The organism is Streptomyces sp. NPDC085481 (assembly GCF_044541845.1).
Taxonomy (GTDB): domain Bacteria; phylum Actinomycetota; class Actinomycetes; order Streptomycetales; family Streptomycetaceae; genus Streptomyces.
Window position 1 is genome coordinate 1 of the sequence record NZ_JBITTJ010000009.1, and the last position, 23,780, is coordinate 23,780.

Sequence of the window (23,780 nt, forward strand, 5' to 3'; positions counted from 1 at the left end):
CGCCCGGTTACATTCCGAACCCGGAAGCTAAGCCTTTCAGCGCCGATGGTACTGCAGGGGGGACCCTGTGGGAGAGTAGGACGCCGCCGAACAATTTTTAGCCTCAACCCCCGGACCTTGTCCGGGGGTTGAGGCATTTTTGCGTTCCGGGTCACCCCTGTGCACCCGGCCCTCGTGGCTGAGGGTAAGGTCATGGGGAATTGTCAGCTCGTTACCACAGGAGGCCCCCGGGTGGAGGTCCAGGAGACTCGCGTTCAGACGGACCGGGTGCTCACCATCCCCAACATCCTCAGCATGGCCCGCCTTGCCGGCGTGCCGCTCTTCCTGTGGCTGATCCTCCGACCCGAGTTCGGCGGGCCCAACAGTGACGGCTGGGCGCTGCTCGTCCTGGCGCTCAGTGGTGTCAGTGACTATCTCGACGGGAAGCTCGCCCGGCGCTGGAATCAGGTCAGCAGTCTCGGCCGGCTGCTCGATCCGGCCGCCGACCGGCTGTACATCCTTTCCACCCTCGTGGGACTCACCTGGCGGGAGATCCTGCCGCTCTGGCTGACCCTCGTCCTTTTGGCCCGTGAGCTCATGCTGTTGGTGGCCGTGGGAATCCTCCGCCGGCACGGCTATCCGCCGCCGCAGGTGAACTTCCTCGGCAAGGCCGCCACTTTCAACCTGATGTACGCGTTCCCGCTGCTGCTGCTCAGTGACGGAACCGGCTGGCTTTCGTCACTCGCTGAAGTTTTCGGGTGGGCCTTCGCCGGATGGGGTACAACTCTGTATTGGTGGGCAGGGATCCTCTACGTGGTCCAGGTCCGTCGACTCGTGAAGGCGGATACCGCGGCCGATTGAGCCCGTCCGTCCTGTGCCGTGCAACGTCGCCGGCAGGATCGAGGACGCCCGTGGGCCTAAGAACGGACAGGTGAAGTCGGCAGGACCGTCGTCTCTTCAAGGAGGACGCTTCCGACATGAAGGCCGTCGTGATGGCTGGTGGCGAAGGCACCCGCCTTCGCCCCATGACCTCGAGCATGCCCAAGCCTCTCCTGCCGGTGGTCAACCGGCCGATCATGGAGCATGTCCTGCGACTGCTCAAGAGGCACGGTCTCAACGAGACCGTCGTCACCGTGCAGTTTCTCGCTTCCCTCGTCCGGAACTATTTCGGGGACGGCGAAGAGCTCGGAATGGAGCTCACGTACGCGAACGAAGAGAAGCCGCTCGGGACCGCGGGGAGTGTGAAGAACGCCGAGGAGGCGCTGAAGGACGATGCCTTCCTCGTCATCTCAGGGGATGCGCTCACCGACTTCGACCTCAGCGACCTCATCGCCTTCCACAAGGCGAAGGGTGCTCTCGTCACCGTCTGTCTGACCCGCGTGCCCAATCCCCTCGAATTCGGCATCACGATCGTCGACGAAGAGGGAAAGGTCGAACGATTCCTGGAGAAGCCCACCTGGGGACAGGTCTTCTCGGACACCGTGAACACGGGCATCTACGTCATGGAGCCCGAGGTCTTCGACTACGTCGAGGCCGACGTTTCGGTCGACTGGTCGGGTGACGTCTTTCCGCGGTTGATGAAGGACGGCAAGCCGATCTACGGCTATGTCGCCGAGGGCTACTGGGAGGACGTCGGCACCCACGAGAGCTACGTCAAGGCGCAGGCCGACGTCCTGGAGGGCAAGGTCCAGGTCGACATCGACGGCTTCGAGATCTCCCCCGGCGTCTGGGTCGCCGAGGGGGCGGAGGTCCACCCCGACGCCGTACTGCGCGGGCCGCTCTACATCGGCGACTACGCCAAGGTGGAGGCCGGCGCGGAGATCCGCGAGCACACCGTCATCGGATCCAACGTCGTCGTCAAGAGCGGTGCCTTCCTGCACAAGGCCGTCATCCACGACAACGTCTACATCGGGCAGCAGAGCAACCTGCGCGGCTGTGTCATCGGCAAGAACACCGATGTCATGCGGGCGGCCCGGATCGAGGACGGGGCCGTCATCGGGGACGAGTGCCTGATCGGCGAAGAATCGATCGTGCAGGGCAATGTGCGGGTCTACCCGTTCAAGACGATCGAGGCCGGCGCGTTCGTCAACACCTCCGTCATCTGGGAGTCCCGAGGACAGGCTCACCTGTTCGGCGCACGGGGTGTGTCCGGCATCCTCAACGTGGAGATCACGCCCGAGCTGGCGGTCCGGCTGGCCGGCGCGTACGCCACCACGCTGAAGAAGGGCTCGACCGTCACCACCGCGCGCGACCACTCCCGGGGTGCACGCGCGCTCAAACGGGCGGTGATCTCGGCGCTGCAGGCCAGCGCCATCGACGTACGCGACCTGGAGAACGTGCCGCTGCCCGTGGCCCGGCAGCAGACGGCGCGGGGCAGTGCCGGCGGGATCATGGTGCGGACCTCGCCCGGTGTGCCGGACTCCGTCGACATCATGTTCTTCGACGAGCGGGGCGCGGACCTCTCCCAGGCGGGGCAGCGCAAGCTCGACCGGGTCTTCGCACGTCAGGAGTACCGGCGGGCCTTCCCCGGTGAGATCGGTGACCTGTCGTTCCCGGCGAGCGTCTTCGACTCGTACACGGGCTCGATGCTGCGGAACGTGGACACCTCGGGGGTCGCCGAGGCGGGCCTGAAGGTGGTCGTCGACGCGTCCAACGGCAGCGCTGGGCTCGTTCTGCCGAGCCTGCTCGGCAGGCTCCAGGTGGACTCGCTGACGATCAACCCCGGTCTCGACGAGTCGCGGCCGACCGAGTCCGCCGAGAGCCGGCGTGCCGGTCTCGTGCGGCTCGGGGAGATCGTGGCGTCGGCGCGGGCCGCGTTCGGGGTGCGCTTCGATCCGGTGGGTGAGCGGCTCTCGCTCGTCGACGAGCGGGGGCGGATCATCGAGGACGACCGGGCGCTGCTGGTGCTGCTCGACCTGGTGGCGGCCGAGCGGAGGTCCGGGCGGGTGGCGCTGCCGGTGACGACCACGCGGATCGCCGAGCAGGTCGCCGCGTACCACGGCACGCAGGTCGAATGGACGACGACCTCACCGGACGACCTCACGAGGGTCGGCCGGGAGGAGTCGACGATCTTCGGTGGTGACGGCCGGGGCGGGTTCATCGTGCCGGAGTTCAGCAGTGTCTTCGACGGTGCCGCCGCGTTCGTCCGGCTGATCGGTCTGGTGGCGCGTACCCAGCTCACGCTGAGCCAGATCGACGCGCGGATTCCGCGCGCCCATGTGCTCAAGCGGGACATCGCGACGCCGTGGGCCGTCAAGGGTCTGGTGATGCGCCGGGTGGTGGAGGCGGCCGGGGAACGGTCCGTGGACACCACCGACGGCGTGCGGGTGGTGGAGGCCGACGGGCGCTGGGTGATGGTGCTGCCGGACCCGGCGGAGGCGGTCACCCATCTGTGGGCGGAGGGTCCCGACGACACGTCCGCGCAGGCGCTCCTCGACGAATGGTCGGCCGTGGTCGACAGCGCAGGTCACTGAGCGGTCGAGGGACGGACGAGGCCGCGGAGCCGGGTGGTGCCTTCGGGTACCGCCCGGTTCCCCGGTGGGGCCATTCGGCGGTAGGGCGTGCGACGTGCGACGATGTGCGGCATGTCGCAGCAGCCCCCCGTTCGGAGCACAGGAACGCCACCTCCGCGTCCGGACGCTTCCATGTCGCTGCTGAACAACGTGATCGACCACGCCCTGGACGACGGGTACGCGGAGGCGTCGGCCCGTCGCGCGGCGGAGGGCGGCGGGCTCCCCCGTACGCTGCGGGCCAAGCTGGGACTCGCGGCCGGGCTGGTGCTGGCGGCGGCCGTGGTCACGCTGGGTGCGGCCGAGGCGCGGGTGTCCGCGCCGGTCGTCGCCAAGGAGCGGCAGGACCTGATCGACCGGATCGAGTCGGAGACGTCGGCGGCCGACAAGCTGGAGCAGGACGTCGAGCGGATCCGTGCCGAGGTCGGCGAGCGTCAGCGCAAGGCGCTGGAGCAGCACGGTGGTGACCAGGCGGAGCTGGTGGCGCTGCTGTCCGGGGCGACCGCCGTGCACGGTCCGGGCGTGAAGCTGGTCGTGGACGATGCCAAGGACGCCGACTCGGGCGGGGGCGGTCCGCGGGAGAGCGCGGGTTTCTCGGACACGGGGCGGGTGCGTGACCGGGACATGCAGCGGGTCGTGAACGGGCTGTGGGAGTCGGGCGCGGAGGCGGTCTCGATCAACGGGCAGCGGCTGACCGCGCTGTCGGCGATCCGGGCCGCGGGCGACGCCATACTGGTCGACAACAAGCCGCTGGTGCCGCCGTACACGATCCTCGCCGTCGGCGACGGGCAGCGGCTGAGCACCGCGTTCCAGGACAGCGCCGACGGGCAGTATCTGCACGCGCTGCAGGAGAACTTCGGGATCCGTACCAGTATCTCGGCCGAGGGCGACGTGCGTCTGCCGGCCGCGCCGAGCCTGATCGTACGTACAGCAGAGCCGAGGGGAGCCGGGGCGGCCAAGGCCACCGGGCGGGCCACGGCCGACACAGGGAAGGGCACATCTTGATCGCCGTACTGGGCCTGATCGTGGGAGTCGTGGTCGGACTGTTGGTCCGGCCCGAGGTTCCGGCGGTGGTCGAGCCCTATCTTCCGATCGCCGTGGTCGCCGCCCTGGACGCGGTCTTCGGCGGGCTGCGAGCCATGCTCGACGGGATCTTCGTCGACAAGGTCTTCGTGGTGTCGTTCCTGTCGAACGTGGTGGTGGCCGCGCTGATCGTCTTCCTGGGCGACAAGCTCGGTGTCGGTGCGCAGCTGTCGACCGGTGTGGTCGTCGTGCTCGGTATCCGGATCTTCTCCAACGCGGCCGCCATCCGGCGGCACGTGTTCCGGGCGTGAGGCCGATGAGCGAGAACGACAGGAATCCGCTTCCGGGCGAGGGCGCCGAGGGATCCGAGGGCGTCAGCGGCACCGAGGGCGTCAGCGGCGAGGGCGTCAACGGCGGCGACCGCCGCGATGGCGGCGATGCCGGCAACCGTGCCGACGGCGCCGAGCGCGCGCAGGACGAGGTCGTGACGGGCGACGGCGTGCGGGACGAGACGCCCGCGTCGCCTGCGGCCCCCGTCGCGCCGGTGGTCAGCGGCAGGCAGCGGCTTGCCGCCAGTCTGTGGCCGCCGCGGGTGAGCCGGGCCCAACTCATCGTCGCCCTGCTGCTGTTCGTGCTCGGTCTCGGGCTCGCCATCCAGGTGCGGTCCACCAGCGACAACAGCGCGCTGCGCGGCGCCCGCCAGGAGGACCTGGTGCGGATCCTCGACGAGCTCGACGACCGTACCCAGCGCCTGGAGGACGAGAAGACCCGGCTGGAGAGCCAGCGCTCGGAGCTGGAGTCCAGCTCGGACCAGGCCGAGGAGGCCCGCAAGCAGACCCAGGAGAAGGAGCAGCAGCTCGGCATCCTGGCCGGCACGGTCGCCGCCGAGGGGCCCGGCATCACGCTGACGATCACCGACTCCGCCGGTGCGATCGAGTCGGACATGCTGCTCGACGCCATCCAGGAGCTGCGGGCCGCGGGCGCCGAGGCGATCCAGGTCAACGACGTGCGGGTGGTTGCGGACAGCTACTTCTCGGGTAGCGGCGGTGACATGCAGATCGATGGAACGAAGGTCACCGCTCCGTACGTCTTCAAGGTCATCGGCAAGCCGGAGGATCTCGAGCCCGCGCTCAACATCCCCGGCGGCGTCGTTCAGACACTGGAGAAGGAGCAGGCCACGGCCACGGTGCAGCGTTCAACGAAGATCGTCGTCGACGCCTTGCGACCTGCGAAGCGGCCTGACTACGCTCAGTCGTCGTCGCAGTGAGGCGGGGGCGATGACGGTCACGCAGCAAGGACATGACGTTGCGGGGGGTCGCCGCACCACATGGGTGGTGCGTGGTGGAAACTGTCGAGTGGCTACGGACGTTGTGAAGATGTCCGGGTCGGCAGGTGTGTTCAGTCAGGGTTCGTCCTGCCCCACGGGCGGGTCTGTTTCGGTCAAGGGGAATCGCCCGTGAAGTTGTTTGCGAAGTTGTTCGGCAAGAGCGCACGCGAGGACGGCGGCAACGCCAAGCACCGCGCGCCGCGCCACGCCCAGAGCGAGGAACAGGGTGCCGAGCGCCCGCTCTTCCGCGATGAGGTCGGTGGGCAGGGCGGTGACATTCCGGGCACTCAGGGCGCGTCTTCTGTTGACCCTGCCGGTGCCGCGCGCATAGGTTTCGGAGAACCATCAACCTCAGGTACGGGTGGAGGGTTCACGCCTGACCCGTACGCGACCCAGACTTCCGCGGGCCAGCCGCGGCAGGAGGACGCGTCCATGCCGGTGTGTACGAGGTGCGGTCACCGCAATACCGCGGACAGCCGCTTCTGCTCGCACTGCGGTGCGCCGCTGCGCGGCGGGGTGGCTCCGGAGCGTCCCTCCGAGACCACCTCGACGATCTCCATCTCCGGGCTCGAGGCCTATGACGCCGAGGTCACCGGCCAGACCGCGCTCCCGTCGCTGTCGCCCGAGGCGCTCGCGGCCGTGGAGGCCCTGCCGCTCGGTTCCGCGCTGCTCATCGTGCGCCGCGGCCCGAACTCCGGCAGCCGCTTCCTCCTGGACGGCGACCTGACCACGGCCGGCCGTCACCCGCAGAGCGACATCTTCCTGGACGACGTGACCGTCTCGCGCCGTCACGTGGAGTTCCGGCGGCAGCAGGACGGCACCTTCACGGTGTCGGACGTCGGCAGCCTCAACGGCACGTACGTCAACCGGGAGCCGATCGACTCGGTCGTGCTGTCCAACGGTGACGAGGTGCAGATCGGCAAGTACCGGCTCGTGTTCTTCGCGAGCCAGCGGGGCGTGTGACGCTCCGGAGAACCTTCAGGGAAGGTCCATGCTGCGAACACCGACGGGCGGTGCCGGCCTCGGCACCGCCACCGCGGGCGAACGGCTGGTCAGCATCGGGACGGTGCTGAGTCAGCTGCGTGACGAGTTTCCCGAAGTGACCATCTCCAAGATCCGGTTCCTGGAGGCCGAGGGGCTCGTCGAGCCCCAGCGGACGGCCTCCGGGTACCGGAAGTTCAGCCCGCAGGACGTGGAGCGGCTCGCCCAGATCCTGCGGATGCAGCGGGACCACTACCTCCCGCTCAAGGTCATCAGGGAGCACCTGGACGCCCTCGCCCGGGGCGAGCAGATCAGGCTGCCCTCGCCCAGCCCGCAGCGGGACCTGCTCGACGGGGCCTGGGAGGCGGAGGGCGAGCGGCCGACCGCCGCGCGGATCGGGCGGGCGGAGCTGCTCGCCGCCGCGGAGGTGAGCGAGGCCCAGTTGGCCGAGTGGGAGTCGTACGGTCTGATCGCCCCGGTGGAGGGCGGCGGGTACGACGCCGAGACCGTCACGGTGGCCAAACTGGTGGCGGATCTGGGGAGATTCGGTCTGGAACCCCGGCACCTGCGGGCCGTCAAGGCCGCCGCGGACCGGGAGGCGGGGCTGGTCGAGCAGATGGTGGCGCCGCTGCGCCGGCACCGTAATCCGCAGACCAGGGCGCATGCCGAGGCGACCGCCAAGGAGCTCGCCGGGCTCTCCGTACGGCTCCATGCGGCACTGGTCCAGACCGCGCTGGGGCTGCGTCTGCAGTGATCTAGGGAGGGCCCGACTACCCAAACCGGTCGGGCACGTCCTAGGGTTGCTGTGTGAACGAGCTCGACGTTGTGGGTGTCCGGGTGGAAATGCCCTCCAACCAGCCGATCGTGCTCCTGCGTGAAGTGGGAGGCGATCGGTACCTCCCCATCTGGATCGGACCGGGGGAGGCGACCGCGATCGCCTTCGCCCAGCAGGGCATGGCCCCCGCCAGGCCCCTGACGCACGACCTCTTCAAGGACGTCCTGGAGGCCGTGGGGCAGGAGCTCACCGAGGTCCGCATCACGGATCTGCGTGATGGGGTCTTCTATGCGGAGCTGGTCTTCGCCAGTGGCGTCGAGGTGAGTGCCCGGCCGTCCGACGCGATAGCGCTGGCGCTGCGCACCGGGACGCCGATCTACGGCAGCGACGGAGTGCTCGACGACGCGGGGATCGCGATTCCGGACGAGCAGGAGGACGAGGTGGAGAAGTTCCGCGAGTTCCTCGACCAGATCTCGCCGGAGGACTTCGGGACGGGCAACCAGTAGGCCGCGGGCCCGGGTGATCCGGAGGTCGCCCGGCCGGCCGATCGAGGCCGCGTCCGAGGCTCCGGTGGCCGCTTCCGAGGAGTGCCCTCGGGGCATTCGAGTAGCCTTTCCCCGGAGAGGGGCACGGGAAACCACTCTCAGGGTGATTATCACTCGGCGTGCCGAGTGTGGCGATCGTTGACGCACCCCGAGTGACTGCCTACCTTCGAGTGGGCAGGTCAAGGACGGAGGGTCGGCGTGATGAGCAGCGGCGACGGTACGGCAGGGGGCTTCCTGGGGCGTGCCCCCGGGGAGAAGGGGCCGTATCCGCTTCACGGCGGTGTGGTCGACTTCGGCGGGGACGTGAGCGCGGGTTCGGGCGTGGGTTCGGACGCGGTCGGCTACCGGGGCCCCACGGCCTGCGCCGCCGCCGGCATCACCTACCGGCAGCTGGACTACTGGGCGCGCACCGGACTCGTGGAGCCGAGCGTACGGCCCGCGTACGGCTCCGGGACGCAGCGGCTCTACAGCTTTCGCGACGTCGTGGTCCTCAAGATCGTCAAGCGTTTCCTGGACACCGGGGTCGCCCTCCAGAACATCCGGGCCGCCGTGCAGCACCTGCGGGCCCGCGGCTTTCGCGACCTGGAGCGCATGACGCTCATGAGCGACGGCGCGACCGTGTATGAGTGCTCCTCTCCGGACGAGGTCGTGGACCTGCTCCAGGGCGGGCAGGGCGTCTTCGGGATCGCGGTCGGCGTGGTGTGGCGGGACGTCGAGGCGGCGCTGTCGCAGTTGCACGGGGAGCGCATCGACACGGGTGAGACGCTCGTGGGGCACAACCCGGCGGACGAGCTGGCGCGGCGGAGGCGGGACCGGGCGGTCTGAGCCGGGTTCCGGGGTGATCCGTCGGATGGCTCGTACGTGTGTGCGGGTGCGTTGTCAGTGGCGTAGGGCAGCATCGGATCTGTGAGAGCCGCGCCCACGATCCTGCATCTCGACATGGACGCCTTCTTCGCCGCCGCGGAGCAGGCGTCGAAGCCCAGCCTGCGCGGAAAGCCGGTGGTCGTGGGCGGGCTCGGCCCGCGTGGCGTCGTCGCGACCGCGTCGTACGAGGCGCGGCGGTTCGGGGTCCACTCGGCGATGCCGATGGCGCAGGCGCGCCGGCTCGCGCCGAACGCCGCGTATCTGGTGCCTCGCTTCGCGTTCTACCGGGCGATCAGCGGGCAGGTCATGGAGCTGCTCGGCCGGCTCTCGCCGCTCGTGGAGCCGCTCAGCCTCGACGAGGCCTTCGTCGACCTGGAGGCCGGGGGAGTGGCGGACGACAGCGCGGGGGCGCGGGAGGCGGGGGAGCGGTTGCGGCGGGAGATCCTCGCGGTGACCGGGCTCACCGGTTCGGTGGGGCTCGCCGGGTCGAAGATGCTCGCGAAGATCGCCTCCGAGGAGGCCAAGCCGGACGGTCTCGTGCTGATCGAGCCCGGTACGGAGCGGGAGCTGCTCGGGCAGCGTTCGGTGCGGATCATCCCGGGGATCGGGCCGGCCACCGGGGAGCACCTGCGGCGGGCCGGGATCACGACGGTGGCCGAGGTGGTGGAGGCGGGCGAGGACGAGCTCGTACGGCTCCTCGGGCGGGCGCACGGGGGCTCGCTGTACCGGATGGCGCTCGGGCACGACGACCGGCCCGTGGTGGCCGAGCGGGACGCGAAATCGGTGTCCGTGGAGGACACCTTCGACGTCGACCTGCTCGACCGGCTGCGGATCCGGCTCGAGGTGGAGCGGCTCGCCGAGCGGTGCGTGGCGCGGTTGCGGAGCTCGGGGCACTCGGGGCGGACCATCGTCCTGAAGGTGCGGCGGTACGACTTCTCGACGCTGACCCGCTCCGAGACGCTGCGCGGGCCGACGGACGACCCGGTGGTGGTGCGGGAGGCGGCGGCGCGGCTGCTCGACCTGGTGGACACGACGGGTGGGGTGCGGTTGCTGGGGGTCGGGGTCAGTGGGCTTGCCGACTACACGCAGGAGGACCTGTTCGCGCAGGCGGAGGCCGGCGCAGCGCGTGCGGGCTCCGGGGCGGGGGAGGGTGTGGCGGGCGCTGAGGAGCTCGCCGCCGCTGTGCCGGCCGTACCCGTCGTGCCGGAGGCCACCGAGCGGCGGTGGGCGGCCGGGCACGACGTACGGCACGCGGTGTACGGGCCCGGGTGGGTGCAGGGCAGTGGGGTCGGGCGGGTCACCGTCCGCTTCGAGGAACCCGGCTCAGCGCCGGGGCGGGTCCGCACCTTCCCGGTCGACGACCCGGAGCTCGAGCCCTCGGACCCCTTGCCGCTGGTACCCGGCGGGGCGACGGGCGCGGCGGCCTGGCCGGCCTGAGGCCGGCAGGGCGGGACGCCCCGCCCCCCAAGGCCTTGTCACGGCTCCTCCTGGCCTGCCAGGCGGCCGAAGTCGCGGGGCGAGGTGTCGGGGGGCGGGGGCGGGAGGGCGAGGCTGTAGTGGCGGTAGAGCTGGAGTTCCTGTTCGGGGGAGAGGTGGCGGCCCACGCCGAAGTCGGGGGCGTCCTTGATGAGGGCGCGCTCGTAGGGGATGTGGAGGCCGTCGGCCACCAGCTCGCTCGGCTCCAGCGGGACGAACGCGTCCCGGCTGAACAGGCCCGTGCGGACCGCCGCCCATTCGGGGACACCCGTCGCGTCGTCCAGGTACACCTCGTCCACGGTGCCGATCTTGTGCCCGTTCCGGTCGAAGGCCTTGCGGCCGATCAGGCTGCGCGGATCGATATCGGTCTGCACGGTCCCTCCAACTGGTCGCAACTGCTCTACAAGCACTACGAAAGTGCACATCTGGGATGTCGGCCACTTGAGCGATGGGAGTGGCAAGCGCGCTGGTAGGCTGGCTGTGGCTGTCGACCCCGCGCGGGAGAGTCCTCCGGAGAAACCTTTCGGAGGCGCCGAAGGAGCAAATCCTCCCCGGAATCTCTCAGGCCCCTGTACCGCGCGGACGAGGTCACTCTGGAAAGCAGGGCGGGCGTCGACGGCATCCGCTCTCACCGACGGTGAAAGCCGGCCGGCCCGCGAGGCATGGCCGGTGAAGCTCTCAGGTTGAGATGACAGAGGGGGAGGCCGTCCGGGCACCCGCGCCGAGGTGCCCCTCGCAGGTCGTGACGACCAGGAGGCCCCCGTACATGACCGCCAACCGCATTCCGCTCTCCGAGCTCGAGCAGGGGATTCCCTTCGAGCAGCGGCACATCGGGCCCGACGCCGAGGCGCGGGCGAAGATGCTCGCCCAGGTCGGTTACGGCTCCCTCGACGAGCTCACGGCCGCGGCCGTGCCGGACGTCATCAAGAGCGCCGAGGCGCTCGGCCTGCCGGCCGCCCGCACCGAGGCCGAGGTGCTGGCCGAGCTGCGCGGTCTCGCCGACCGCAACCAGGTCCTCGCCCCGATGATCGGGCTCGGGTACTACGGCACCTTCACTCCGCCGGTGATCCTCCGGAACGTGATGGAGAACCCCGCTTGGTACACGGCGTACACGCCGTACCAGCCGGAGATCTCGCAGGGCCGCCTGGAAGCGCTGCTCAACTTCCAGACCATGGTCGCCGACCTCACCGGTCTGCCCACCTCCGGCGCCTCGCTGCTCGACGAGGGCACCGCCGCCGCCGAGGCCATGGCGCTCTCGCGCCGCGTCGGCAAGGTCAAGGACGGCGTCTTCCTCATCGACGCCGACGCCCTGCCGCAGACCATCGCCGTCATCGAGACCCGCGCCGAGCCGACCGGTGTCGAGGTCGTCGTCGCCGATCTCCGGGACGGGATCCCGGCCGAGATCGCCGAGCGCGGTGTCTTCGGTGTGCTGCTCCAGTACCCGGGCGCCTCCGGGGCCGTGCGTGACATCAAGGCCGTCATCGAGCAGGCCCACGGGCTCGGTGCCATCGTCACCGTCGCCGCCGACCTGCTGGCCCTCACCCTGCTGGCCTCGCCCGGTTCGCTCGGTGCCGACATCGCGGTCGGGACCACGCAGCGGTTCGGCGTGCCCATGGGCTTCGGCGGCCCGCACGCCGGCTACATGGCCGTCCAGGACAAGCACGCCCGCTCGCTGCCCGGCCGCCTCGTCGGCGTCTCCGTCGACGCCGACGGCAACAAGGCCTACCGCCTGGCGCTGCAGACCCGCGAGCAGCACATCCGCCGCGAGAAGGCCACCAGCAACATCTGCACCGCCCAGGTGCTCCTCGCCGTCATGGCCGGCATGTACGCCGTCTACCACGGCCCGGACGGTCTGAAGCAGATCGCTCAGCGGACGCACCGGTACGCCGGGATCCTCGCGGCCGGTCTGACCGGCGGGGGCGTCGAGCTCGTCCAGGGGGACTTCTTCGACACGCTCACCGCTCGCGTTCCCGGCAAGGCCGACGAGGTCGTCGCCGCCGCCCGCGAGGCCGGGGTCAACCTGTACCGCGCCTCCGCGGACCTGGTGTCGATCTCCTGTGACGAGACCACCACCCGCGCCCAGCTCGCCGCCGTCTGGTCCGCCTTCGGCGTCGACGGTGACATCGAGGCCCTGGACGCCGCCGTCGAGGACACCCTGCCCGCCGGTCTGCTGCGTACCGACGCGTACCTGACCCACCCGGTCTTCCACGCGCACCGCTCCGAGACCTCGATGCTGCGCTACCTGCGCCGGCTCGCCGACCGCGACTACGCGCTCGACCGCGGCATGATCCCGCTCGGCTCCTGCACCATGAAGCTGAACGCGACCACCGAGATGGAGCCGGTGACCTGGCCGGAGTTCGGCCAGATCCACCCGTTCGCCCCGGTCGAGCAGGCGCAGGGCTACCTCACGCTCATCACCGAGCTGGAGGAGCGCCTGGCCGAGGTCACCGGCTACGACAAGGTGTCGATCCAGCCGAACGCCGGTTCGCAGGGCGAGCTGGCCGGTCTGCTGGCCGTTCGCGCGTACCACCGCGCCAACGGCGACGAGCAGCGCACCGTCTGTCTCATCCCGTCCTCCGCGCACGGCACCAACGCCGCCTCCGCGGTGATGGCCGGCATGAAGGTCGTGGTCGTCAGGACCGCCGACGACGGCGAGGTCGACGTCGCTGACCTGCGCGCCAAGATCGAGCAGTACCGCGACGAGCTGTCCGTGCTGATGATCACCTACCCGTCCACGCACGGTGTGTTCGAGGAGCACGTCTCCGAGATCTGCGGCCTGGTGCACGAGGCCGGCGGTCAGGTGTACGTCGACGGCGCCAACCTCAACGCGCTGGTCGGTCTCGCCAAGCCGGGTCACTTCGGCGGCGACGTCTCGCACCTGAACCTGCACAAGACCTTCTGCATCCCGCACGGCGGCGGCGGCCCCGGCGTCGGCCCGGTCGGCGTGCGCGAGCACCTCGCGCCGTACCTGCCGAACCACCCGCTCCAGCCCACCGCGGGCCCGGAGACCGGCGTCGGCCCGATCTCGGCCGCCCCGTGGGGCTCCGCGGGCATCCTGCCGATCTCCTGGTCGTACGTGCGCCTGATGGGCGGCGAGGGCCTCAAGCGCGCCACCCAGGTGGCCGTCCTCGCGGCGAACTACATCGCCAAGCGCCTGGAGCCGCACTACCCGGTGCTCTACACCGGCCCGGCCGGGCTCGTCGCCCACGAGTGCATCGTGGACCTGCGCCCGCTGTCCAAGGCGACCGGGGTCAGCGTCGACGACATCGCCAAGCGTCTGATCGACTACGGCTTCCACGCGCCGACCATGTCCTTCCCGGTGGCCGGCACGCTGATGATCGAGCCCACCGAGTCCGAGGACCTGTTCGAGCTCGACCGCTTCTGCGACACGATGATCGCGATCCGGGCCGAGATCGAGAAGGTCGCCTCGGGCGAGTGGCCGGCCGAGGACAACCCGCTGCGCAACGCCCCGCACACCGCGGCCGCGCTCGGCGGCGAGTGGGACCACCCGTACAGCCGTGACGAGGCGGTCTTCCCGGCCGGCGTCTCGGCAGCCGACAAGTACTGGCCGCCGGTCCGCCGGATCGACGGCGCCTTCGGCGACCGCAACCTGGTCTGCTCCTGCCCGCCGCTGGACGAGTACGAGCACTGAGCCCGAGTGCGGTCCTGAGCACGGTTCGAGGGCCGGTCCGGAAGCTTTCTCCGGGCCGGCCCTCGGGCTTTTCCCTCGTACGGATCCGGTCAGGCAGCCGTGATCACCCGGGCCGCCGTCAACGGGCGGTGCGGGGCGATGATCTGCCCGTCCGGCAGCAGCTCACCGGTGTCCTCGAAGAGCAGGACGCCGTTGCACAACAGGCTCCAGCCCTGCTCCGGATGGTGCGCCACGAGTCGGGCCGCCTCCCGGTCAGGGGAGTCGGCGTGGGGACAGGCAGGCTGGTGCTGGCACATGGGTGGGTTCTTTCGCTGGGTCGTGGTGGATGTCCTGCGGCTCTTCGTCTTCATTGGCCGCCCCCGTCGGTCGGTTCGGTTCCGGTCCAGTGTTGCCCCACGGACGGCGTTCCGCAGGTATTTCGCGGCAGCTCGTCCTCTCCCGGGAAGACGCATCACCCGCAGGGGCGGTTCAGGTCAACTGCACGGTCTCTTCGGGGGGTTCGGGGTGGTCCCAGCGGGCTAGTCCGAACGGGACGGTGCTCGGACAGCAGTGCGCCCCGGGGCCGTCGGGCCGCGGGGCGCAGGGTGCTCGTGCGGTGGATCAGGCGGGCGCCGCGGAGCCCAGCAGGGGCGGCGGCGCGAGACGCAGGCTGAGCACGGGCAGGAGATCGGCGACCTGGTACGGGTGGTCGGCGGCGATACCGGGCGGGGCCGGGGCCAGCGGTACGAGGAGATCGGCCGGTCCGGGCGCGGCGGTGGCCCCGTCGGCCTCGGTGTCGGCGTCCAGCCACAGGGTGAGCATGTACAGCTCCGGTACGGACAGCAGGCGCGGCTGGTACGGGGTGACCAGGGCCTCGGCCTGGATCAGGGCCCGTTCGGTGGCCGCGATGTAGGGACCCTCGAAGAAGTGCGAGAAGGACCAGCCGTCGGGGGTGAGCATGGTGTCCGCGGCGGCGATCGCCCGGTCCCCGTTCCTGATCAGGAAGCGCCACCCGGCGAGCCGGGTGCGGGGCGGTTGCCCCGTCGTCAGGACGGTCCCGGGGGTGGCGCCCGAGACGCCGAGTACGTGCACGGGCAGGGGGAGTTCGGGGCTCAGCGGTCCTTGGGCGGCCCGCAGTGCCGGGGTTCGGGCTTCGCGGACCGCGGTGGGCGAGCCGAGGGCCGCGAGGACACTGCGGAGAGCCGGCGCGGGGGCCGGGGAGGGTCGGAGCATGGTGGGTCGCCTCTCACTCAGGAGACACGGTGATGCTGGGCAGGTACGACGGCGCTGTCGGCGGCGGGGCCAGAGGGGGGCCATGAGGCCATGGCCGGGCGCCAACACTCTGCCTCGTCCGCGGAGTTTATACGACGCGTGTTCACACAGTGTTTCCGCTAGACGGCGCCGATATTCCTGACAAGGCGTCATTCGGTCTTATTTCTCGGGTGATTCAGTGGAATGTTCGCGTCCGGCGGAGCGCCTGCCTGCGCTTTCTCCGGCGAGCCGGTCGGCCGAATCTCGACCTCCGGTCTCGGGACAATATGACTTTGGTATATGTCCATTGCCCGATGCGCTCGGAGACTGCCCATGGAGAACCCGCTCCAGACTATCCGTCAACGCGTACGTCCCGCAGGCGTTATGGATCAGTCGGGTGGGCATCATCGTCCGTGACGCTCGCGGCCGTCGTGGCGGCTGCCCACTCGGGGAGGGACGCTTCGATGGGGGAGAAGGTCGTGACGGACAGCTTCGGGCTGTCCGATCGACAGCGCTACCGCAGGAAACTCCAGCAGTGCCTGGCGGGACTCGCGCGGCTGCTCGCGGAGAAGCGGTTCGACCGGCCGCGCAATCTCATCGGGCTGGAGATCGAACTCAATCTCGCGGGCGAGGACGGCCTGCCCAGGATGCTGAACGCACCGGTGCTCGACCGGATCGCGAGCCCCGATTTCCAGACCGAACTCGGATTGTTCAACCTGGAAGTGAACATCGCCCCGCACCGGCTCGGCGGCCATGTTTTCGACCGGCTCGCGGAGGAACTCAGGACCGGCCTCGGATATGCCGACCGGCAGGCCGCGAAACTCGGCGCGGGCGTGGTGATGATCGGAATACTGCCGACCCTCACCCAGGACGACGCGGTGTTCGCCAACCTCTCGGCCGCCGAGCGCTACACGCTGCTCAACGACCAGATCCTCGTCGCCCGCGGGGAGGACTTCACGCTCGACATCCACGGCGTGGAGCGGCTGCTCTGCACCTCGGCGTCGATCGTGCCCGAGGCGGCCTGTACGTCGGTGCAGCTGCACCTGCAGGTCACCCCGCCCCGGTTCGCCGCGGTGTGGAACGCGGCGCAGGCGATCGCCGGCGTGCAGATAGCCGTCGGCGCCAACGCGCCCTTCCTCTTCGGCCGGGAGCTGTGGCGCGAGTCCCGGCCGCCGCTGTTCACGCAGGCCACCGACACCCGGCCGCCGGAGCTCCAGGCGCAGGGGGTCCGGCCCCGCACCTGGTTCGGGGAGCGCTGGGTGGACTCCGTGTACGACCTCTTCGAGGAGAACCTGCGCTACTTCCCGGCCCTCCTGCCGCTGTGCGACGACGAGGACCCGCTGCGCGTCCTGGACGAGGGCGGGGTGCCCCGGCTGCACGAGCTGGTGCTGCACAACGGCACCGTCTACCGGTGGAACCGGCCGGTGTACGGCTGGGTCGACGGCGTCCCGCACCTCAGGGTCGAGAACCGGGTGCTGCCGGCCGGGCCCACCGTCACCGACGTCCTCGCCAACGCGGCCTTCTACTACGGGCTCGTACGGGCGCTCGCCGACGAGTCGCGGCCGATCTGGAAGCGGATGGCCTTCGAGGACGCCGACCACAACTTCGACACCGCGTGCCGCCACGGCATCGACGCGGAGCTGCGCTGGCCCCGGGCGGGCCGCTCGGGCGGCGTCGCGACCGTGCCGGCGGTCCGGCTCGTCCTCGACGAGCTGCTGCCGCTGGCCGCGGCCGGTCTCGACGCCTGGCACGTGGAGCCCCGGGACCGCGACTTCTACCTGGGCGTGATCGAGGAGCGCTGCCGGCGGCGGGTGAACGGGGCCTCCTGGCAGGCCGACACCTTCCACCAGGCCCTGGACTCCGGTCTCGACCGGCACGCGGCCCTCGCGGCGACCACCCGCCGCTACCGGGAGCTGATGCACACCGGGGAGCCGGTGCACACGTGGCCGGTGGGGGTCCGCGGCGGGGCGTAGGTAGGGTTCCCATACCCGGATCGCTATGGGGAATGGGAGACAGGTGTGGTGTCGGAGCAACGAGTGGTGGACGCTTCCCCGCCTCCCGACGGGCTGCCGCGCCGGGTGCTGCGCTCCGAGACGCTGATCGTCCTCGCGCTGTCGCTCGGCGCCAGCGGCGTCTCGGCGCTCATCAGCTTCATCGGTTCCCTGACCAAGCCGGGCGCCCTGAAGGAGCAGGCGGCCACGCTCAACGGCTCGTACGCGCCCGGGCGGCCCTGGCTCGACCTCTCCTGGCAGCTCTTCGGCATCGCCACCGCGCTCGTGCCGGTCGTGCTCGTCGCGCATCTGCTGATGCGCGAGGGCGCCGGGGTGCGCGGGCTGCGGGCGATCGGCTTCGACCGCACCCGGCCGTGGTCGGACCTGGGGCGCGGGGCGCTCGTGGCGGCCGGCATCGGCAGCGTGGGGCTCGCCTTCTACCTGGCGGCGCGGGCGAGCGGGTTCAACCTCACCGTGGTGCCCGAGTCGCTGCCGGACGTGTGGTGGAAGTACCCGGTCCTGGTGCTGTCGGCGATCCAGAACTCCGTCCTGGAGGAGGTGATCGTCGTCGGCTATCTGCTGCGCAGGCTCGACCAGTTGGGGTGGTCGCCGCGGGCCTCGCTGGCGGCGAGTTCGGTGCTGCGCGGCTCGTACCACCTCTATCAGGGCATCGGCGGCTTCGTCGGCAACATGGTCATGGGCGTGGTGTTCGTGTGGCTGTACCGGCGCTGGGGGCGGGTGGGGCCGCTGGTGGTCGCGCACGCGCTGCTCGACATCGTGGCCTTCGTCGGATACGGGCTGCTCGCCGGGAAGGTGAGCTGGCTGCCCACCGTGTGAGTGAGCGTGGACGAAGAGGGGCGTACGGCCGTGAGCCGTACGCCCCTCTTCGCGTACTGCGAGCCCTCACTCAGGCGTGCAGTTCGCCGTCGATGACGGTGACGGCGTGGCCGTTGAGCAGGGTCCGGTCGCCGCGCAGCCGGGTGCGGACGATGCCGGTGCGCGCGCCGCCCTGGAAGCCGGTCAGTTCGTCGCGGCCGAAGCGGGCGGACCAGTAGGGGGCGAGCGCGGTGTGCGCGCTGCCGGTGACCGGGTCCTCGTCGACGCCGACGCCGGGGAAGAAGCCGCGCGAGACGAACTGGTACGCGCCCTCGGGGGCGTCCGCGACGGCGGTCGCGATGATCCCGCGGTCGGAGAGGCCGGCGAGGGCCGCGAAGTCCGGTGCGAGGCCGCGCACGGTCGTCTCGTCCGCGAGCTCGACGACCAGGTCGCCGATGTGGCCGGCGGTGTCGAGGACGGCGACGGGCTCGGCGCCGAGCGCCTTCGCCAGGCCGTCGGGGGCCGGGACCGGTGTCAGCGGGGAGGTCGGGAAGTCCAGCGTGATCGTGCCGTCCGGCTCGGCGGTGGCACTGAGGATGCCGCAGCGGGCGGCGAAGCGCACGGTGCCGGTCGCGATGCCGGTGCTGTGCAGGACATGGGCGGTGGCCAGGGTCGCGTGGCCGCACATGTCGACCTCGGTGGCCGGGGTGAACCAGCGCAGGGCCCAGTCCGCCTCGCCGCCGGGCGGCAGGGGGTGGGCGAAGGCGGTCTCCGACAGGTTGACCTCGGCGGCCACCCGCTGGAGCCAGGTGTCGTCCGGGAAGGAGTCGAGGAGCAGGACTCCGGCGGGGTTGCCCGAGAAGGGCCGGTCGGTGAAGGCGTCGACGATTCGAATCCGCATGGTCCGGACCGTACCGGACCAGGAAAAGGGCAGGCCAAGGCCAATTCGGGAGCACTGGACCGGTCGGATGGGGGCCGGCTGCCGGGGCGGGGTGCCCGGGCGGGGTGCCCGGGCGGGGTGCGGGCGGCCGTCGGTCGGTTGTCGGTTCGGTGTTGCCCAACGAACTGTTCCGATATATCGTTGAGGCATCGCGACAGTTCAACGATGAATCCCGATGGAAGGAGCGTTGCGATGCGTACACACGGACACGAGCACCAGCACGGACCTGGACGTGGCTACTGCGGGCCCGGCCCTCGCGGTGACTTCGAGGGGCGGCGCGCCGCCTTCGGCCCCTTCGGGCCGGGCTTCGGCGGTGGCGGCCCTTGGGGCGGCGGCGGCTTCGGCGGCCGGGGACGCGGCGGCGGCCGTGGCCGGGCGCGGCGCGGCGATGTGCGCGCCTCGATCCTGGCGCTGCTCAAGGACCGCCCGATGCACGGCTACGAGATGATCCAGGAGATCGTCGAGCGCAGTGGCGGGGCCTGGAAGCCCAGCCCCGGTTCGGTCTACCCAACCCTCCAGATGATGGAGGACGAGGGCCTGATCGCCAGCGAGAGCGAGGGCGGCAAGAAGCTGTTCACGCTCACCGACGCCGGGCGTACGGAGGCCGAGGAGGGGCCGGAGGCCCCGTGGGAGGAGGCCGGGCGCGGCGTCGACTGGGACGCCGTGAACGAGATCCGGCAGGCCGGCTTCGGTCTGATGGAGGCGTTCGGTCAGGTCTGGAAGACCGGCAGTGCCGAGCAGCGGCAGAAGGCCGTCGACGTCATCAACGAGGCTCGCAAGAAGCTCTATCTGATCCTCGCCGACGAACACTGATCGGCGAGCGTCGATGGGGGCGCCCCCAGGGCCCCGTGGCGATACCGCCGCGGGGCCCCTTCGCCGTACGGGTGTGCCCGGTCAGGCGACCAGGCCGGCCAGCTTGCGCAGCGACTCCGTCAGTGCCGCCGTCGCGGAGTCCTTGAGCTTGCCCGCCATGAGGGAGACGGCCGCACCCGTGAACTCCCCGTCGATCCGTACGGTCGTGGCTCCGCCGTCCGCGGCGAGGGAGTAGCGGGTCCCGACGATCACCCCCATCGGGCCCTTGCCGCGGATCGCGAACACCCGGGCCGTCTCCAGCTCCTCCACCGTCCAGGTCACCTCGGCGGGGAAGCCCATGAGCTTCATGTTCTCGTTGAAGGTGGCGCCGGTCTCCAGGGTGGCCGGGCCGCCGTTCGGGAAGTTGGTGTGGGTGGCGTTCCACTCCCCGTACGAGGCGAAGTCGGTGAGCTGCGCCCACACCTTCTCGGCCGGTGCCTCGATCCGTGCCTCCGCGCTGACTTCGGCCATTGCGACCACCCCTTCAGGCGTCCCAGTCGGGCTTTCGGTGTCGCGGAACGTAGCCGTAGCGGCGTGAACATTCAATACTGATGAACCGTCAGTTCTGCGGTCTCGCCGCCGATCCACCAGATCTGCGCGGAGTCGAACCAGTCCGAGGCGCGTGGACCGCCGCTCTCGTCGTGACAGTGGAACGCGGCCCAGAAAAGATCGGCCGGCAGCGCGTCCCGCGGTGCGTACACGCGGTAGACGTACTGCCGCCCGTCGAGCGCGAGAAGGGCCACCATCCAGAACATGCCTCAACGACGATACGGGACGGGCCTGTGGTTGCGTACGGGGCGCATGGCAAGGCGGCGCGCGCCCCTCGGGGAGAACTCGCGCGATCTCATCCGTAAGGAGGAGGAACCGCTCGACCGTGCCCAACTCCGGTGGGATGCACACATGCTTCTCGGCGGGGATGCTCAGGCCTCCCCGGGCTGATGGGGTGGCAGGGTGCGCTCTTTCGTCCCTCCCGGCTCCTCCGCCGGCAGTCCCGTACCCGTTCCCCGTATGCCCCGGCTCCCCGCCTCGCGGCGCTCCGGACTCGACGACGCCCTGGCCGTGGAGCTCGCGGCCGTGGTGACCGGGGCCCGGCGGCGCGCCCTGCGGGACGGCGACCGGCAGATCGACACCGCACACCTGTTGCACTCCCTCGTCGAGACCGACCCCGAGGTCGGCGCCGCCTTCGACGGCGGCCACCAGCTCGCCCGGGTCCTCGGCTATCTCGTCCAGCGCTCCATCGGCTACGGGCTGCGCTGGCAGCGCTCCGTCGAGGACACCGGCTCCGCCCTGCCCGTCGTGCGGGCCGGAGCCGACAGCGCCGCCGCCGGCTGGTCGCCGGCCGCGGCCGCCGCCCTCGCCGGCGCCTTCGAGCGCGCCGCGCGCCGCGGCGACCGGCGGGTCCGTGGGCTCGACCTGCTCGCCGCGCTCGCCGCCGACCCCGACAGCCGGGCCGTCGAGGTGCTGCGCAAGGCGGGGGTCGACCCGGTCGTCCTGGCCGGGCGGACCGGTCCCGCCGGGGGGCCGTCTCAACAGGTGTAACGGGGGTTACGCGCCTGACCGGGTCCTGCCATGATGGCCCGATGCACGCGTCTCAGGGGAGAAGCGCCGGCCTGGGACTCGCCCTGGCCTCGGCCTTCGCATTCGGTGGTTCAGGAGTGGCGGCCAAGCCGCTCATCGAGGCGGGACTCGACCCGCTGCACGTGGTGTGGCTCCGGGTGGCGGGCGCCGCCCTCGTCATGCTGCCGGTGGCCTGGCGCCACCGCGACCTGCTCCGCCGCAAGCCCGCCCTGCTCGCGGGCTTCGGACTGCTCGCCGTCGCGGGCGTCCAGGCCTGCTACTTCGCGGCCATCTCCCGTATCCCGGTCGGCGTCGCCCTGCTCATCGAGTACCTGGCCCCCGCGCTCGTCCTGGGCTGGGTCCGCTTCGTCCAGCGGCGGCCGGTGACCCGCGCCGCCGCGCTCGGCGTCGTCCTCGCCGTCGGCGGCCTCGCCTGCGTCGTGCAGGTCTGGTCCGGGCTGAGCCTCGACCTGCTCGGCCTGCTCCTCGCGCTCGCCGCCGCCTGCTGCCAGGTCGGCTACTTCGTCCTGTCCGACCAGGGCAGCGACGAGGCCGAGCCCGCGGACCCGATCGGCGTCATCGCGTACGGGCTGCTCTTCGGCGCCCTCGTCCTCACCGTCGTCTCCCGACCGTGGGACATGGACTGGTCGGTCCTGGGCGGCACCGCCGACCTGAACGGCACCGCGGCCCCGGCCTGGCTGCTGCTCGGCTGGATCGTGCTGATCGCCACCGTGCTCGCCTACGTCACCGGGGTCATCTCGGTGCGCAAGCTCTCCCCGCAGGTGGCCGGTGTGGTGGCCTGCCTGGAGGCCGTGATCGCGACCGTCCTCGCCTGGGTGCTGCTCGGCGAGCACCTCGCGGCGCCGCAGATCGTCGGCGGTGCGGTGGTGCTGGTCGGCGCCTTCATCGCCCAGTCGTCCACGCCCAAGACGGCGGCGGGGGAGCCGGTGGCCGGGTCGGCGGAGCCGCCGGCGGGCGGCCCGGAAGCGGTGGCCGGGGCGGCGGAGACCGCGCCCGACGAGGCCGGGTTGTCCGCCGGACGGACCGCGCCGTAGGGTGCCGATCATGCCTTCGACCGTTCTTCCGCCTCCCGCCGCCTAGCGCGGGCGGCAAACCTCCCCGACGAGGACCGGGCTCGGGCGGGCCTGTACGGGCCCCCGAGCGGTTCGTCGCTGCCCGCCCGCGGAGCCGAGCGACCACCCTTCCCTCGTCCTCACACGGAGAACGCACGTGTCGAACACCTCCGGTTCCGCCCTGTCCACCGGGCGGAGCCTCACCTACCTGATCGTCGCCGGAATCGCCTGGGGCACCGCGGGAGCCGCCGCCTCCCTGGTCTTCCGGGCCGGCGACATGGGTCCCCTGGCCCTCTCCTTCTGGCGCTGCGTCGGCGGGCTCGTCCTGCTGCTCGGCGTGCTCGCGCTACGCCGCGGGTCCAGGCCCCGGGCCGCCGAACCCCGCGGGCGCCGGCTGGTCCGCATCCTCGGTACCGGGACCGGCCTGACCATCTTCCAGAGCGCCTACTTCGCCGCGGTCGAGGCGACCGGCCTCGCCGTCGGCACCGTCGTCACACTGGGCGCCGGGCCCGTGCTCATCGCGGTCGGCGCGCGGCTGCTCATGGGCGAGCGGATCGGCGCGGGCGGCGCCGCGGCCGTCGGCGGGGCGCTCGCCGGGCTCGGCGTCCTCGTCCTCGGCGGCGGCAGCGCGGAAGTACGGCCGCTGGGTGTCGGCCTCGCCGTCCTGTCCGCCGCCGGGTACGCGGCCATCACCCTGCTGACCCGGTGGCTCGGCCGCGACGGCGGCGCCGCGGACGCCCTGTCGACCACCACCTGGGCCTTCGCGATCGGGGCCGTGGGGCTGTTGCCGATGGCCGCGCTGGAAGGCCTCGTCCCGCACACGGACGCGCCGGCGCAGGTACTGGGGCTGCTCGTGTACGTGGCCGCCGTGCCGACCGCGCTCGCCTACGCCCTGTACTTCGCCGGGGCGGCCGTGGTCCGTGCCGCCACGGTCTCCGTGATCATGCTCCTGGAGCCGGTGAGCGCCGCGCTCGTCGCTGTCACGCTCCTCGGGGAGCGGCTGACCGCCGCGACCGTGGTCGGGACGCTGCTGTTGCTGGTCGCCGTCACCGGCCTCGCCTTCGCGGAGGCGAGGACGGCGGCCTCGCGAAGGCGTCGCGCCGGGGTCGCGGCGGCCGGGGTCGCGGCGGCCGTGGCGGCCGAGGGCGTGTCGGCTCAGGGCGTGTCGGCTCGGGGCGTGTCGGCTTAGG

General features: G+C 71.3%; 23 protein-coding genes, 1 rRNA gene and 1 riboswitch. Of the genes, 18 read left to right on the top strand and 6 right to left on the bottom strand.

What is annotated here, in order from left to right:
* From rrf to ACIGEZ_RS19880, 11 genes are all read left to right on the top strand, one after another.
* Positions 1-92: ribosomal RNA gene (gene rrf / locus ACIGEZ_RS19830) — 5S ribosomal RNA — on the top strand; the annotation flags it as partial.
* A gap of 139 nt (positions 93-231) precedes the next feature.
* A complete protein-coding gene (locus ACIGEZ_RS19835) occupies positions 232-840 on the top strand; it encodes a CDP-alcohol phosphatidyltransferase family protein (protein ID WP_399832750.1) in 609 nt (202 codons plus the stop codon).
* A 116-nt stretch (positions 841-956) separates the two neighbouring features.
* Positions 957-3,452: a sugar phosphate nucleotidyltransferase gene (locus ACIGEZ_RS19840; protein ID WP_399832752.1), complete on the top strand. Its 2,496-nt coding sequence runs from the start codon at positions 957-959 to the stop codon at positions 3,450-3,452.
* A 111-nt stretch (positions 3,453-3,563) separates the two neighbouring features.
* On the top strand, positions 3,564-4,493 hold the full coding sequence (locus tag ACIGEZ_RS19845; protein WP_399832754.1) for a DUF881 domain-containing protein: 930 nt from the start codon (positions 3,564-3,566) through the stop codon (positions 4,491-4,493).
* Positions 4,490-4,822 (top strand): small basic family protein, encoded by a 333-nt coding sequence (locus ACIGEZ_RS19850; RefSeq protein WP_015032176.1) that lies wholly within the window; start codon positions 4,490-4,492, stop codon positions 4,820-4,822. Before ACIGEZ_RS19845 ends, ACIGEZ_RS19850 begins: the two co-directional genes overlap by 4 nt.
* A 5-nt stretch (positions 4,823-4,827) precedes the next feature.
* A complete protein-coding gene (locus tag ACIGEZ_RS19855) occupies positions 4,828-5,778 on the top strand; it encodes a DUF881 domain-containing protein (protein ID WP_399832756.1) in 951 nt (316 codons plus the stop codon).
* A gap of 60 nt (positions 5,779-5,838) precedes the next feature.
* On the top strand, positions 5,839-6,801 hold the full coding sequence (locus ACIGEZ_RS19860; protein WP_399832758.1) for an FHA domain-containing protein: 963 nt from the start codon (positions 5,839-5,841) through the stop codon (positions 6,799-6,801).
* 28 nt (positions 6,802-6,829) lie between these two features.
* Entirely contained in the window at positions 6,830-7,573 is a 744-nt protein-coding gene (locus ACIGEZ_RS19865) for a MerR family transcriptional regulator (RefSeq protein WP_399832760.1), read from the top strand.
* A 53-nt stretch (positions 7,574-7,626) separates the two neighbouring features.
* Positions 7,627-8,100: a bifunctional nuclease family protein gene (locus ACIGEZ_RS19870; protein ID WP_265866874.1), complete on the top strand. Its 474-nt coding sequence runs from the start codon at positions 7,627-7,629 to the stop codon at positions 8,098-8,100.
* A gap of 240 nt (positions 8,101-8,340) precedes the next feature.
* The gene (locus ACIGEZ_RS19875) at positions 8,341-8,964 is read left to right on the top strand and encodes a MerR family transcriptional regulator (protein WP_399832762.1); all 624 of its coding nucleotides are present in this window, start codon (positions 8,341-8,343) and stop codon (positions 8,962-8,964) included.
* Positions 8,965-9,045: 81 nt separating this feature from the next.
* Entirely contained in the window at positions 9,046-10,440 is a 1,395-nt protein-coding gene (locus tag ACIGEZ_RS19880; protein WP_399832764.1) for a DNA polymerase IV, read from the top strand.
* A 38-nt stretch (positions 10,441-10,478) separates the two neighbouring features.
* On the opposite strand, the gene ACIGEZ_RS19885 is transcribed toward ACIGEZ_RS19880, so the two are convergent.
* On the bottom strand, positions 10,479-10,853 hold the full coding sequence (locus ACIGEZ_RS19885) for a PRC-barrel domain-containing protein (protein WP_399832766.1): 375 nt from the start codon (positions 10,851-10,853) through the stop codon (positions 10,479-10,481).
* A 114-nt stretch (positions 10,854-10,967) separates the two neighbouring features.
* A riboswitch (glycine riboswitch) is annotated at positions 10,968-11,066 on the top strand.
* A gap of 179 nt (positions 11,067-11,245) precedes the next feature.
* Here ACIGEZ_RS19885 and gcvP point away from each other — a divergent pair.
* Positions 11,246-14,131 carry an aminomethyl-transferring glycine dehydrogenase gene (gcvP, locus tag ACIGEZ_RS19890; protein ID WP_399832768.1) on the top strand — a complete coding sequence of 962 codons (2,886 nt, stop codon included), beginning with the start codon at positions 11,246-11,248 and terminating at the stop codon, positions 14,129-14,131.
* Positions 14,132-14,220: 89 nt separating this feature from the next.
* On the opposite strand, the gene ACIGEZ_RS19895 is transcribed toward gcvP, so the two are convergent.
* Complete coding sequence (locus ACIGEZ_RS19895) at positions 14,221-14,427, bottom strand: DUF5999 family protein (RefSeq protein ID WP_399832770.1); 207 nt, start codon at positions 14,425-14,427, stop codon at positions 14,221-14,223.
* A gap of 304 nt (positions 14,428-14,731) precedes the next feature.
* A complete protein-coding gene (locus tag ACIGEZ_RS19900) occupies positions 14,732-15,343 on the bottom strand; it encodes a hypothetical protein (RefSeq protein WP_399832772.1) in 612 nt (203 codons plus the stop codon).
* Between the two features lie 482 nt (positions 15,344-15,825).
* Here ACIGEZ_RS19900 and ACIGEZ_RS19905 point away from each other — a divergent pair, with 482 nt between their 5' ends.
* Entirely contained in the window at positions 15,826-17,334 is a 1,509-nt protein-coding gene (locus ACIGEZ_RS19905) for a glutamate--cysteine ligase (RefSeq protein WP_399832774.1), read from the top strand.
* A 48-nt stretch (positions 17,335-17,382) separates the two neighbouring features.
* Complete coding sequence (locus ACIGEZ_RS19910) at positions 17,383-18,189, top strand: CPBP family intramembrane glutamic endopeptidase (RefSeq protein ID WP_399832776.1); 807 nt, start codon at positions 17,383-17,385, stop codon at positions 18,187-18,189.
* Positions 18,190-18,259: 70 nt separating this feature from the next.
* On the opposite strand, the gene ACIGEZ_RS19915 is transcribed toward ACIGEZ_RS19910, so the two are convergent.
* Positions 18,260-19,069 carry a PhzF family phenazine biosynthesis protein gene (locus ACIGEZ_RS19915; protein ID WP_399832778.1) on the bottom strand — a complete coding sequence of 270 codons (810 nt, stop codon included), beginning with the start codon at positions 19,067-19,069 and terminating at the stop codon, positions 18,260-18,262.
* A 231-nt stretch (positions 19,070-19,300) separates the two neighbouring features.
* Here ACIGEZ_RS19915 and ACIGEZ_RS19920 point away from each other — a divergent pair, with 231 nt between their 5' ends.
* Positions 19,301-19,921, top strand: a complete 621-nt coding sequence (locus ACIGEZ_RS19920; protein ID WP_399832780.1) for a PadR family transcriptional regulator — start codon at positions 19,301-19,303, stop codon at positions 19,919-19,921.
* Positions 19,922-20,002: 81 nt separating this feature from the next.
* Here ACIGEZ_RS19920 and ACIGEZ_RS19925 read toward each other — a convergent pair whose 3' ends face one another.
* Together ACIGEZ_RS19925 and ACIGEZ_RS19930 are read right to left on the bottom strand one after the other, a co-directional pair.
* The gene (locus tag ACIGEZ_RS19925; protein WP_399832782.1) at positions 20,003-20,431 is read right to left on the bottom strand and encodes an SRPBCC family protein; all 429 of its coding nucleotides are present in this window, start codon (positions 20,429-20,431) and stop codon (positions 20,003-20,005) included.
* Between the two features lie 71 nt (positions 20,432-20,502).
* Positions 20,503-20,715, bottom strand: a complete 213-nt coding sequence (locus ACIGEZ_RS19930) for a hypothetical protein (protein WP_399832784.1) — start codon at positions 20,713-20,715, stop codon at positions 20,503-20,505.
* A gap of 253 nt (positions 20,716-20,968) precedes the next feature.
* Between ACIGEZ_RS19930 and ACIGEZ_RS19935 the strand changes: the two genes are divergently transcribed.
* From ACIGEZ_RS19935 to ACIGEZ_RS19945, 3 genes are all read left to right on the top strand, one after another.
* Complete coding sequence (locus ACIGEZ_RS19935) at positions 20,969-21,499, top strand: Clp protease N-terminal domain-containing protein (RefSeq protein ID WP_399832786.1); 531 nt, start codon at positions 20,969-20,971, stop codon at positions 21,497-21,499.
* 41 nt (positions 21,500-21,540) lie between these two features.
* Positions 21,541-22,572: an EamA family transporter gene (locus tag ACIGEZ_RS19940; protein WP_399832788.1), complete on the top strand. Its 1,032-nt coding sequence runs from the start codon at positions 21,541-21,543 to the stop codon at positions 22,570-22,572.
* A 175-nt stretch (positions 22,573-22,747) separates the two neighbouring features.
* On the top strand, positions 22,748-23,779 hold the full coding sequence (locus tag ACIGEZ_RS19945; protein WP_399832790.1) for a DMT family transporter: 1,032 nt from the start codon (positions 22,748-22,750) through the stop codon (positions 23,777-23,779).
* The last annotated feature ends 1 nt before the right edge of the window (position 23,780 follow it).

What these genes read in the sequence shown, in the direction of transcription:
- ACIGEZ_RS19840 (WP_399832752.1), top strand. Translation starts at nt 957, where the DNA reads ATGAAGGCCGTCGTGATGGCTGGTGGCGAAGGCACCCGCCTTCGCCCC.
- ACIGEZ_RS19845 (WP_399832754.1), top strand. Translation starts at nt 3,564, where the DNA reads ATGTCGCAGCAGCCCCCCGTTCGGAGCACAGGAACGCCACCTCCGCGT.
- ACIGEZ_RS19855 (WP_399832756.1), top strand. Translation starts at nt 4,828, where the DNA reads ATGAGCGAGAACGACAGGAATCCGCTTCCGGGCGAGGGCGCCGAGGGA.
- ACIGEZ_RS19860 (WP_399832758.1), top strand. Translation starts at nt 5,839, where the DNA reads ATGGGTGGTGCGTGGTGGAAACTGTCGAGTGGCTACGGACGTTGTGAA.
- ACIGEZ_RS19865 (WP_399832760.1), top strand. Translation starts at nt 6,830, where the DNA reads ATGCTGCGAACACCGACGGGCGGTGCCGGCCTCGGCACCGCCACCGCG.
- ACIGEZ_RS19875 (WP_399832762.1), top strand. Translation starts at nt 8,341, where the DNA reads ATGAGCAGCGGCGACGGTACGGCAGGGGGCTTCCTGGGGCGTGCCCCC.
- gcvP (WP_399832768.1), top strand. Translation starts at nt 11,246, where the DNA reads ATGACCGCCAACCGCATTCCGCTCTCCGAGCTCGAGCAGGGGATTCCC.
- ACIGEZ_RS19895 (WP_399832770.1), bottom strand. Translation starts at nt 14,427, where the DNA reads ATGTGCCAGCACCAGCCTGCCTGTCCCCACGCCGACTCCCCTGACCGG.
- ACIGEZ_RS19900 (WP_399832772.1), bottom strand. Translation starts at nt 15,343, where the DNA reads ATGCTCCGACCCTCCCCGGCCCCCGCGCCGGCTCTCCGCAGTGTCCTC.
- ACIGEZ_RS19905 (WP_399832774.1), top strand. Translation starts at nt 15,826, where the DNA reads ATGGGGGAGAAGGTCGTGACGGACAGCTTCGGGCTGTCCGATCGACAG.
- ACIGEZ_RS19915 (WP_399832778.1), bottom strand. Translation starts at nt 19,069, where the DNA reads ATGCGGATTCGAATCGTCGACGCCTTCACCGACCGGCCCTTCTCGGGC.
- ACIGEZ_RS19920 (WP_399832780.1), top strand. Translation starts at nt 19,301, where the DNA reads ATGCGTACACACGGACACGAGCACCAGCACGGACCTGGACGTGGCTAC.
- ACIGEZ_RS19925 (WP_399832782.1), bottom strand. Translation starts at nt 20,431, where the DNA reads ATGGCCGAAGTCAGCGCGGAGGCACGGATCGAGGCACCGGCCGAGAAG.
- ACIGEZ_RS19930 (WP_399832784.1), bottom strand. Translation starts at nt 20,715, where the DNA reads ATGTTCTGGATGGTGGCCCTTCTCGCGCTCGACGGGCGGCAGTACGTC.
- ACIGEZ_RS19935 (WP_399832786.1), top strand. Translation starts at nt 20,969, where the DNA reads ATGCCCCGGCTCCCCGCCTCGCGGCGCTCCGGACTCGACGACGCCCTG.
- ACIGEZ_RS19940 (WP_399832788.1), top strand. Translation starts at nt 21,541, where the DNA reads ATGCACGCGTCTCAGGGGAGAAGCGCCGGCCTGGGACTCGCCCTGGCC.